This window comes from Amycolatopsis echigonensis, assembly GCF_014174495.1.
Lineage (GTDB): Bacteria > Actinomycetota > Actinomycetes > Mycobacteriales > Pseudonocardiaceae > Amycolatopsis > Amycolatopsis echigonensis.
This window is the reverse complement of the sequence record NZ_JACJHR010000144.1, coordinates 1-11,053: the sequence shown is the minus strand read 5'-3', so window position 1 is coordinate 11,053 and position 11,053 is coordinate 1. Positions and strand designations below refer to the sequence as shown.

9 protein-coding genes are annotated in these 11,053 nt (G+C 72.1%); 3 read left to right on the top strand and 6 right to left on the bottom strand.

The window, feature by feature from the left end; genetic code table 11:
* From H5411_RS44285 to H5411_RS44260, 6 genes are all read right to left on the bottom strand, one after another.
* Nucleotides 1-1,788 (bottom strand): VirB4 family type IV secretion system protein (locus H5411_RS44285; RefSeq protein ID WP_183127686.1); only part of this gene is annotated, 1,788 nt, incomplete at its 3' end.
* A gap of 7 nt (nt 1,789-1,795) precedes the next feature.
* Nucleotides 1,796-3,115 (bottom strand): PrgI family protein, encoded by a 1,320-nt coding sequence (locus H5411_RS44280; RefSeq protein WP_183127684.1) that lies wholly within the window; start codon nt 3,113-3,115, stop codon nt 1,796-1,798.
* 12 nt (nt 3,116-3,127) lie between these two features.
* Complete coding sequence (locus H5411_RS44275) at nt 3,128-5,146, bottom strand: type IV secretion system protein (RefSeq protein ID WP_246370405.1); 2,019 nt, start codon at nt 5,144-5,146, stop codon at nt 3,128-3,130.
* A 429-nt stretch (nt 5,147-5,575) separates the two neighbouring features.
* Nucleotides 5,576-5,896 carry an Mbov_0395 family pilin-like conjugal transfer protein gene (locus H5411_RS49930; RefSeq protein ID WP_101440869.1) on the bottom strand — a complete coding sequence of 107 codons (321 nt, stop codon included), beginning with the start codon at nt 5,894-5,896 and terminating at the stop codon, nt 5,576-5,578.
* 218 nt (nt 5,897-6,114) lie between these two features.
* Nucleotides 6,115-7,197, bottom strand: coding sequence for a hypothetical protein (locus H5411_RS44265; RefSeq protein ID WP_101436262.1), 1,083 nt, complete (start codon nt 7,195-7,197; stop codon nt 6,115-6,117).
* A gap of 643 nt (nt 7,198-7,840) precedes the next feature.
* On the bottom strand, nt 7,841-8,029 hold the full coding sequence (locus tag H5411_RS44260) for a hypothetical protein (RefSeq protein ID WP_101436261.1): 189 nt from the start codon (nt 8,027-8,029) through the stop codon (nt 7,841-7,843).
* Between H5411_RS44260 and H5411_RS44255 the strand changes: the two genes are divergently transcribed.
* From H5411_RS44255 to H5411_RS44245, 3 genes are all read left to right on the top strand, one after another.
* Nucleotides 8,022-8,834: a hypothetical protein gene (locus H5411_RS44255; RefSeq protein ID WP_229857917.1), complete on the top strand. Its 813-nt coding sequence runs from the start codon at nt 8,022-8,024 to the stop codon at nt 8,832-8,834. The genes H5411_RS44260 and H5411_RS44255 overlap by 8 nt on opposite strands.
* A 68-nt stretch (nt 8,835-8,902) precedes the next feature.
* Nucleotides 8,903-10,042 carry a TRM11 family SAM-dependent methyltransferase gene (locus H5411_RS44250; protein WP_183127682.1) on the top strand — a complete coding sequence of 380 codons (1,140 nt, stop codon included), beginning with the start codon at nt 8,903-8,905 and terminating at the stop codon, nt 10,040-10,042.
* A 141-nt stretch (nt 10,043-10,183) separates the two neighbouring features.
* On the top strand, nt 10,184-11,053 hold an 870-nt coding region (locus H5411_RS44245), incomplete at its 3' end, for a DNA cytosine methyltransferase (protein WP_183127680.1).

The window sequence follows — 11,053 nt, the reverse complement described above, 5'->3', positions numbered from 1 at the left end:
GGTGACCAGGAAGTTCTCCGTGGGCGAGGCCAGCGACTGGAACGCCACTCGCTGCGTCCCCGAGGACAACAAGCCCTGCCCGCGGTCGGCGGACAACAAGAACTGCCGCTCTCCGGCGGAAAGGTCGAAGGTCTCGGCGATCTCGTCGATGGCTTGGGGCGCCTGGCGCAACAACACCTGGGTGGCCGCGTTGCTCACGATGGCCTTGCCCAGGTCGCTGCCGAGCACGTCGGCGGTGTCCTGGGTCGCCACCGTGAGCCCGCACCAGTGTTTGCGGGCGGCTTTGGCCATCCGGAACAAGAAGCGGGCGCCTTCGGGTTGCTGCATCAGCAGCCACGCCTCGTCGACCACCACGAGTCGGGGCCGGCGGTATGCGGGGTTGGAGACGCGGCGCCAGACGGCGTCGAGCACGAGCAAGGTGCCGATCGGGCGCAGCTCGTCGGGCAGGTCCCGCAGGGAGAAGACCACGAGGTGCCCGTCCGGGGTGGCGGTGGTGGGTCCGTCGAAGAGGTCGCTGAACGCGCCGTCGACGAACGGGTGCAGCCTCGCCGCCAGATCGGCCGCTACCGCATTACCACCGTCACCGGAGGAGGCGAGCACGTCGCGCAGGTCGCGCAGCAGCGGCGCCGGGCGTGTCCAGGTCCGGGCGTCGTCGGTGATGCCCGCGTGGTGGTAGGTGGCGGTGATCGCGGTGTCGAGCACCGCGCGCTCGGCGGCGGTGACCTCGGCACCGAACAGGACGGCGAGCACGGCGTGCAGGAACAGGCTGCGCCGCTTGAGCGCGTCCTGCGGGGCGGTGCGCCGCCCGCGTGCGTCGGTGTGCACGGGCAGGTCGAACGGGTTCAACCTGACTCCGCCCGCGCCGAGGTGCACGTAGGTGCCGCCGACCTGGGAGGCCAGGCGGGCGTACTCGTCCTCGGGGTCGACGACGAACGCCTGCACCCCGTCGGAGGCCCACCCGTCCTCGTCGTCGCCGAGGTTGCGGTAGAGGCTGCGCAGCGTCTCGAGCTTGACGAAATAGCTCTTGCCCGCGCCCGACCTACCGAGGACGACGGAGTTGTAGTTGTCGCAGGCGAACCGATCCCAATGCACCAGCCCGGAGCTGCCGACGTTGTAGCCGTAGAGCACCCCGGACGGGGCCGAGGTGGTCGGGTCGGTCGGCGGCAGATCCGGCGAGGTGAACGGATACGCGGCCGACACGGCGGCGGTGTCGAATGTCCGCTTCAATCCCAGCGGGTCCAGCCCGAGCGGCAACGTGGACACCCAGCCCTGCAACGCCCGATACGTCGCGGGTTTCGCGTCCAGCAACAACGACGCGCACAACGACCGCAGCGCCGAGACCTCTTCGGCGAGCGCCTTCTCGTCCGGGGCGTGCACGGTCAGATAGAGCCCGAAGCGGAACAGGCGCCCGTCGCCGCGCGCGATGCGCCGCGAGAGGTCGGCGGCGTCCTCGGCGGCGGCGTCCACCTCGGGGTCGTCGAGCCGGTCATGGCGGGCGTTGTGCCGCCGGGACGACTCCAGCTTCGCGCGCTGCTTGCGCAGCCCGCTGGCGGCGGTAGCCGGATCCACCGGCTGGACGTGCACCGAGACGTCCAACCGCGCCGGGTAGGTCAACAGCGGGGCGAGCCACCCGGGATAGACCTCCTGCGGATAGCCGGTGACGCCGAACGAGGCGACGAACTCGTTGCCGATTTCCAGGTGTCGGGCGGCCACCGACAACGAGTCGGGAGTGAACGCCCCCGCCGACCCGGAACGGTGTCCGGGCGTGTGGTTTCTGGTGCGTGCCATGAGTGGTCTACCTGCTTTCGAGTTCGTCGTCGTAGTCCCAGTCCTCGTCCTCGGGCAGCCAGGGCCCCGCTTGCGACCGGCTGGATCGGGAGGTCGCCGGGCGGGAGGGTTCGGGGCCGCGAGTCGACGGGCCGCGGGGTGGGCTCGTCGCTGGAGCGCGGCGCCGGGATGACGGCGCCGTGGGTGTGCGCGTCGTGCGGACCGGGCGAGACGGCGCCGCGAGGTCGGTGTCGTCGGCGGGTTCGTCGGGGCCGTAGAGGTCGGTGAAGGTGGTGGTGGCGGTGACGACCTCGTCGGCCCCAGCAAGCCCCGCTGACGGCGGCAGGAAGGTGTCGGGGTTGCACGCCGCCGCCAGCACCCCGGTCGCGGCGGCGGCATCGAGCGGGGTGGCGACGATCCCGGCGGGGGAGAGCAGCTCCGTGGCCTCGCCGAGGCGGCGCACCAGCCGCTGCTCGGCCGCCTGCCGCACCCCGTCGTCCACCGACTGCTCGTCGCTGCGGCGCCGCCGCCACGGCAACATGCTCGACGCGGCAGCGGGCGTGGGACCGGTGCGCAGAGGTTCGCGCAGCACGAGCAGCACCTGGCGGCGCAGCAGATCCGCCTGCGCGGTGAGCTCGGCGAGGTAGTCCGCGTGGTCCCGCGCCGCGGCTTCCAGCGCGGGGTGCGGAAGCCCGCCGGCACGGGCACGCAACTCGGCGATCTGCGGTGCGAGATCAAGCCGTTCGGCCCGCACCAGGATCTGCACCGGCGCCGTCAGGGAGTGCAGGTAGCGGGCGAACGACGCGACGAGCGCCTCCTGCTCCCCGGGCGTACGCAAGGAAAAGTTCACAGTGCTGCACACGGCGATGACCGCGAGCCCGTCGGTGCCGAGGTCGACGATCCCGGCCTGCGCGCCGGTGTCGGCGACACCGCTGGCCGGGAGTTCCAGCGGCGCCGGAGACACCGGCTCGGCCGAGGCCGGGTGCCGCCCTCGGCCTCGTGTTCGCGCCTCGGATTTCTGGGCGGTCAGCCACGGCGGGGCCGCGCGCACGCCTTCGGGGGCGGCGACCCGGTGCCGAGGGGACAGGTGCTGCCGGAGGGCGGCGAGCGCGAGCTTGTCCAACGGAAGCCCGTCACGCTGCCCGAGGGCCAGCACGGTGACCGCGAGCCCCACCGGCACCGCGAAAATCAGGAACACCGGCAGCGGCACCAGAGACCGGGTCATGCTGTAGAGCCCGTAGAGCAGCAGCCCGGCGACGCCGAGGATCGCGAGTTGCCGGGCGGTCAGCGGCCCGAGTACCCGGTCCGGGCGGTCGACGTCGGCGGGCACACGCACTGGAGAAGTCATGGCGATGCGACCTCACTTCTTCTTCGGGCCCCGGCGACCGGGCAGGTCCAGGGGCAGGGGCAGTTGCGTTCCGGCTCGGCGCTTCGGTGGCGGTGCCGAGGTGCCCGGGCCACTGGCCGGTGGCGGCTTGGGCTTGGGTTCGCGGCGCACGCCGAGCGGCAGCGGGTACTGGCCCGAGGCCAGCGGCCGGTTTCCGGTGTAGGCATCCCGCGTAGGGCGGCGTGGGGCGCGGGCCGCGCGATTGATCTGGCCGGACGGGGTGATCAGTCCGGGCCCGGTCTGCCGCGGCGGCGGTGTGGGGTTGGCGAGGTCGTCGGCCACCGTCCGCCGAGGCGTGCGCGGTGGCGCGGGACGCAGGTGGATGGGCAGCATCCCGGCGTTCGGCGCCACCAACGCGCGGGGCAGGTGCGCGGGCGGGCGCGCGTTGCGGTTGATCCGCCCGTCCGAGGTGAGCAACCCCGGCTGCGACACCGGCGGCATACCGCCGCGCCGCTCGGCGAGATCGTCGGCCAGCGACCGGCGCCCGACCCGATCCGGATCCCGCCGCGTGGTGATCGGCAACCCGAGCTGATCACGCGGCAGCGCGCCCGGCAGCGAGTCCGGCGGTAGCGCCCGTGGGTTCGCCGCCACCTCACGCTCGTCCCCGGAGCCGCTCGTGGTGAACAGCGACATCTGCCCGGGACCGGGCCTGCGGTCCGCGCCGCTTCCGGTGCCTGGCAGCTCGCCGAGGTGCGGTGACCGACGTGGCGCGGGCCGTGTGCGGCGGACCCGCATCGGCAGCATGAACTGGCCCGAGCGCGTGGACGGCGGGTCCGCCGGGGCACCGCCGCCGCCCCTCCCGCGGGGGCCGCCGCCTTTGCCGCCTTTGCCGCCGAACAGGGAGCTGGCGCCGCCGAGCAGGCCCATCGTTTTGTAGGCGATCGCGCCGCGCACCAGCGAGCCGAGCATCGAGCGCCGCCCGCTGCTCATCGGACGCAGGCACCAGAACGGGATCTTGATCAGCACCCACATCAGCGCGAGGCACAGCAAGAGGTTGATCAGCCCGTTGAGGTTCGGGCCGAACACCGTGAACCCGCCGGGGGCGAAGAAGGTCCGCAACGCCACGACCATCGCCAGCGACTGGCCGACCTGGATGGCCAGCACCCCGCCGAACGCTTTCCACCACGCCTGCGCGATGCCCTCCGTGTGGGGCAGGGCGTGCCACATCAGCGCAATCGGCGCCGCCGCGATCAGCAGGATCGTCAGCATCACCCGCACGATGAACGTGATGAGCAGGATGATGATCATCACCGCGAGGGCGAAGCCGATGAAGATCAGCCACAGGCCGCCGCCGTTGAGCGCGCCGAGGACCATGTCCGTCAGCGCCTTGCCCGCGGCCTCCGGGCTGACGCCGGAGCCCATCACCGCTTGCGCGAGGGCGTTGGCGATCTGGATTGCCTTCGTCGCGATGAACAGCGACAGCGTTCCGGCGAGGAACCCGATGACAACGCGGGGCGCGATCTCCTTGATGGTGTAGCGGGTCTGCAGGGTCTCGTAGCCCATGACGACCATCCCGGCGACCAGGACGATGATCACGTAGACGGCGAGCAGGATCTGCCACGACTCGGTCCACAGCTGCCCGACGCTGGGCAGCGCGCTCGGCTCGGGCGTGGTCAGCAGGGTCTTGCCCAGCAACTCCAGCAGCGGGTTGAGCGCGTCGGTGACGACACCGCGAAAGAAGCTGTCGATGCCTTCGGTGACACAAGCGATCGGGTCGGTGAGGCCGCACTCGTCGGGCCGGTCTCCGTTGCCCGAGCCCGGCCCCGGAGTGTGCCCGGGGCCGCGTGGATCGATCGGAGTCGGCTGCGGAATGCAGTTCGGCCCTTCGCACGGTGCGGGCACCGACGTGGTCGGCGGAGGGGTGCCACCGAGCGGTCCGCACTCGGGCATCAAGGCACCCGGGAAACACGACACCGGCGGCTGCGACGGCGGCACGAGCGGGGTGCTCGGCAGACCCGACGGCTTCGGCGGCTGAGTGTTACTGGGCAGCATGCACGCGGGGTCGGCCGAGCCCGGGCCGCAACTGGGCTGCGGTACCGGAGGCAGCGGCAACACCGGCGGTTGCGCGGGCGCCAGCGGTGCGGCCGCTGCCGCTGGCTGAGATGTGGGCCCGGGTGCAGCCGAGGCGGTGAGTGCGATTCCGGCTATGGCCGCCAGCGGCGGCACCAGTACCGCGAGTGCGCGGGCCCAGCGCCGCCTGGGCATCCAGCGTCCCCAGCCGTCGCGCCCGCGACGGCGCCTCGCCGGGGCCGTGGGTGGACCGACCATGAGCCGCTCGTCGCGGCCGGGCCCGGTGCTCGCGCTGTCACTGCGACGGCCCGGATCGGTGGCGCGGGAAGGACGGACGATCGGCGTCGTCGTGGGGCGCCGAGCTGGGTCGCGTCGCCGGGCTGTGGGTGTGTGGCGATGTGCGGCCATGGCTCACACCCCGCCCACGATGCCCTTGAGGATCTCGACCACGAGCGGGGCGAGCGCGGCGAGCCCGAAGCCGATGCCGGCGGCTTTGAAGGCGCCCTTGGCCTTCTCGACTTCACCGGGGTCACCGGAGGCCATGAGGTAGCGCAGGCCGCCGATGGTGAGGAACACGACGGTGACCAGTGCGAGGATCCCCATGATCCAGTTGCGGATGTTGTTGAGGACCTGGTCGACGGTCTGGGCGAGCGCGACGATCTGGACGGTCTCCGCTCGCGCGACCGAGGACGTCAGCAGCACACCGGCGGCGACCAGCCACCCGATGAGCAGGACGACGCGGCGGCGGTGCGCACCGCGTCGTGGCCGCGCCGGGGTGGGCGCGGCCGTGGTGTCGGCGGAACCCGCGCAGCGACTCCCGGCGTGGTGCGCGGCTGTGGTCGTGGCCCGCTGCTGTGTCGTACGCGGTCGCGGCGTGGTGGCCGGGGAACCGGGACGGCTGGACGCGGTACGGCGTGCGGGTGGGCGGAGATGATGGCGGCGAAGGGGCGTCAGTCGCATGAGCGGACCTCCCGGCTGGTGTGCGCGGCCGGACCGGAGCTGGTGCGGCGGGCGCGGGAACGGCGGTCTGCGGGCAGGCGGGTCCCGCGCGAGGCAATGCGGGATTTCGGGCCGTTTTGCGACACGGTTCGGCGAACTTTTTTCTCCGGCACCGCTCCGCCCCTGGTCACGTTGCGTAACCTCGTGCGGCGGGTGCCGGTGGTCTGCTCGGTCCGGCGCGTGCGGGCCGGGCCGCGGCGCACGCGAGGCGGGGCAGGCGAGTCCGACTGTTCGGCCGGCGATGTCGCGGCGGCGTCCGCGGACTGCTCAATCAGGTAGGCGGCGAGGCGAGGCTCGGCGCGTTCGCGGATCTTCGCGGTCGCCTTGTAGGTCATGCCCCGCGCGTGCGCGGCCTCGGCCAGCGACGTTTCACCGACGCGGGTCTCGGAGATCAGGCCCGCCTCGTCGGCGGTGATCGCGCCGGCCCGCACCGCTGTGGCCAGCACCAGATCCTGGTGACCTTCCGGGCGCGGCGGCGGGGCGGAATCGAACACCAGATCCCCGGCCGGGATTGGGCCGCCAACGGCGTCGTGCAGCGCCAGCCGCCCCTCCCGGTAGGCCGCGTAGTACAGCCGCGCCAGGATCGCCGGCCGGATCAGATCGACCTCGCGCAGTTCGGCGAGGAACCCGGTCAGCACGGCGGCGTTGAGGTCGTGGGTGTCGCCGGTGAATCGGCGGGTCACGATCGCCGCGACCCGCAGCAGCACCGGCAGCGCCAGCCCGACACACGCCACCGTCCACGTGCCGCCCTCGGTGCGGGCACGGGTGATCAGATACGCCCACGCGGCGTCGCGCGTGGCCTGCGTGCAATCCTCGGCCAGCAGCATGGTGCCGAGCTCGTCCAGCGGCACCAGACGCGGCGGCAATCCCGGGATCTCGCGGCCGTCGACGCTGACCGGCTCCGGTCCGGTCACCAGCCACGCGAAGCTCGAGCGCGCCATCGCGAATACATCGGAGTCTTTGACGAAATCGGGATTGGCGCGCACGTAGTACACGCGTTCGGCGACCTCGTTTTCACGCGAGGGAAAATCCATGACAGCTCCCCTGGTAAATGCGACCGATTGGTGAGCCGTCAGCAAGCCATCGAGGGCGCCTCAAAACCGCCTCAAAAGCGCCTCAAAACCGTGCCAAAAGCGCCTCAAAAGCGCCTCAAACTATAGGTATGTGAAATTTCAATCACCGCCGCAAAAGGGGGGCCCGGCGGCGTTGTCGATCTTTGAGGCGCCTGTAATCAGTCCCCTGAACTGGGATGAAACGCCCCGTGGCACCGGTAGCCATGAGTAGCGACTCAAAGGCGGAGGGCGGTCGAGGGTCGTTGAGGCGCTCCGCGTGGCGACCGGAACAAAAAGTTGGATCGTCGCCGTTTCACCGGAAGCCGCTGACAGGGTTGTCATCAAGAAGTCCCATCTTAATTCCTTGCTCCTGGTTCGTCTTGGGGCTTGGCCGGAGAAGGGTGAAGCGAACATTTTCAAATTTCTCGGCGAGAGCGTGTCGCAAATTCGGGGTTTTCCCGGTATTGCCCCACGACAGCACGAACCAAGCCGGTCACCGCCCGGCTGTTCTCGTCCGAGGAGGACCTCTCATGGCCCAGCGTTCGCAGTCTCCGGATGGCCGTCCTGGTCGTCGTGGAGACTCGACTCGTCCGCCGCGCACCCGGCGTGGTGGCGACCGCGCTCCCTACCCCGGAGCCCGCTCTCGCACCACCGCGGCGGGTGCCCGGCCGACCCGCGCGACCTCGCGTCCCGAGGGCGCATCAGCACCGGCGCGCCGGCGCGCGACGACCTCGTCGGCGGCGCCGACTCCCGCCACGGTGTGGACGTGCGGAGCCGAACCGGTCGACGCCCACGCGGCATGGCCGGTGCCCATCGTCGAGACCATCACGGGGGCGTTCACCGACCCCGGCGCGCGGGTCGTTCTGGTCGACATCGGCACGGCGTCGACCACGGTCACGACCCCCGGAACAGACGGCGCCACGACGACCGGTGCCGCGTCGATGGACGCGGCGCGCGAGGCGGTGCGCGCACTCGGTCGCACCGCCGACACGCTCACTCTCGACCCGCGCACGGATGTCTCCGTCACGTCGTCGCGCCCGTTCTGGGCCGACCTGGTCACCGACTCCGCCGACCCATCCGCGGCCCTCGCAGGATCGCCGTCGATCCCGGCGCGCACCGGTGCCCTCGCGGGGTCGGGTGCGCCGGAATCGGACGTCGGCGGGCGTGCGGATCTGGTGCTCGTGTCGTTGCCCGCACACGCCGCCGAGACGGTGTCGCTGGACCGGCTCGCGCTGTTGGCGGCGGACCGGCTACGGCATGGCGGCATCTTCGCGGTGTATACGCACAGTGACTGGACGCGGGGGCGTTTGGTCGACCCGACCGGCGCGATCGTGGCCGCCGCGCAGCACGCCGATCTGCTCTACCTGCAGCACATCGTCGCCCTGCACACCCCGGTCCGCGAGGGCCGTCTGCACGCCGCGCCGAGCGCGGCGGTGGCCGCCGAGTACGACCGCGCCCGGCACCGCGCGACGGTGCGCGGGCTGCCCGCGCCGCACCTGCGCGTGCACGGCGACGTCCTTGCGTTTGCGCAACCGGCCGACTCTGCCGCGCCGCCACCCGAGACCGGTCCGGCGAGTGCCGCGCACGGGTACGGGCCCGCCGCCGGAGGCGGCCAATGACCCCGTCCTCGTCGCGTTCGCCCGAGCCCCTGTCGGTCGTCCCCACACCCGCGAAAGGCACCACGCTCATGTCCCACCAGCACCCTTCGGCATCGACCGGCTCCACCTCCCACGGCGGTGACGACCCGACCGTGCCGATTTCGCGCGCGCTCATCGAGGCCCTGGACACGGCCGGGCACACCACTACGAGGCAGACGAGCGCCCCGGCCGGGAGCGACCCGACCGACCCGACCGACCCGGCCGCCGTGACCGGGGTGACCGACGCGGGCGAGTTGCCGCTGTCGGTGTGGGCGACAGCGCAGACCTCCCCGGCCGCGCAGCGCAAGGGCCGCTACGTGACCGACTCCACCGCGCACCCGGCGAAGATGCTCCCGGCCGTGGCGGCGCACGCCATCCGGCAGTACACCCGCCCCGGCGAGGTGGTGTTCGACCCGATGGCCGGATCGGGCACCACCCTCGTGGAGGCGATCGACGCCGGGCGCCGCGCGGTCGGCGTGGAGTACGAACCGCACTGGGTCAGCGTCGCCCGCGCCAACCTCGAGCTGGCCCGGGAACGCGGGCACGACCACGACGGCGAGATCGTGCACGGCGACGCCCGCCAGCTTCCGTTCCTGTTGCCCGAGCGCTACCGGGGGCAGGTCGCGCTGGTGGTCACTTCCCCGCCGTACGGTCCGTCGACGCACGGGCAGGTCGTCACCGCCGGCACGGACTCACCGGACGGCAAGGTGCACAAGTACCACCACCGCTACGGCTCGGCGCTGGATCGCGGGAACCTGGCCAACGTCGGCCACCACCGGCTGCTGGCGGGGTTCACCCGCATCCTGACCGGCTGCGCGGCCGTGCTGCGCCCGGGCGGGCACGTCGCGATCACCGTGCGGCCGTGGCGCGAGCACTCGGAACTGATCGACCTGCCCTCGCAGATCATCGCCTGCGGCCAGGCCGCCGGCCTGGTCCCGGTCGAACGCTGCGTCGCCTTGCTGGCCCGGGTCGCCGACCGCGAGCTGGTCGCCCGCGGCAGCTTCTTCCAGCGCGACTTCATCCGTAAACAGCGCGAGCAGGGCCTGCCGTTGCATTTGATTTCGCACGAGGACGTCGTCGTGCTTGCCAAGCCCCTCGTGCCCCGCAGCACCTCGCTTCCGGCGTCGCCGGACGACGGTCAGGTCGCTTCGCGAGGAGGGGTCGAGGGTAGCGGGCGGTGGCAGGCGTGAGCACGCTCGTGCACTGCCGGGATTGCGGCTGGGACGCCCGCTATCGGCGTCCCGCCGCCGCCCGGCGCGCCGTCGCCCGCCACCGCTGCCCACCGCCGAACGCTGCCTCGGATCGGCGAGTCCAGGCGCGGGAGGCACACCATGCCTGAGCGCCACACCAAGGCTGTCGATCCGCTGCGGTTCGTCGCGACCGAAGGCCCGGTCATCGGGTCGCTGTGCACCGGGCTAGCCGGACTCGACCTCGGCGTCGCGTCCGTGCTCGGCGGCCGGATCGCCTGGTACTCCGAGGTCGATCCGCACGCCGCCGCGATCCTCGCCGCGCGGCTGCCAGACGTGGTGAACCTCGGCGATCTACGTGCGGTCGACTTCGCCTCCGTCGCACCGGTCGAGGTGCTCACGGCGGGGTTTCCGTGTCAGGACATTTCCGCCGCCGGTCGGCGCGCGGGTATCGAGAAAGGCGCTCGCAGTGGACTGTGGAGCAGCATCCTGGACGCCATTCGCGTACTGGGACCACGCCTCGTCGTCGTGGAGAACGTCGCCGCCCTCCGATGGAAAAACGGCGGCCTCGACCGTGTACTCGGCGGGCTGGCCGAAGCGGGGTATGACGCGGTCTGGCGTTGCGTACGAGCCGCCGACATCGGAGCCGCCCATCGGCGCGAGCGCGTGTTCCTGTGTGCCGTCCCCCAGCCGGGACGGGATGCGGATGATGCCGACGCCGCAGGCCCGCGACGGCGAGCCACGCGGTCCGGCCGATCCGGCGCGGCGCCGGGCGGGCGGGCATCAGGTGAACCTCAACGACGCGGTCGACTCGGTAGTGAAGCCGGGCCAGTTGTTGCCGACGCCGACGGCGGCGGACTCGCGGTCGGCGGCGATCCAGACTGTGACGAATCCGGGCCGTCCGATCCCGGCGGGGTGCGTGACGCTGACCGATTCGGTGCGGCTGCCGACTCCGACGGCCTCGGACGCGAAGAACTGCACCCACACAACGCACGACGGCGGGCCGTCCCTTCC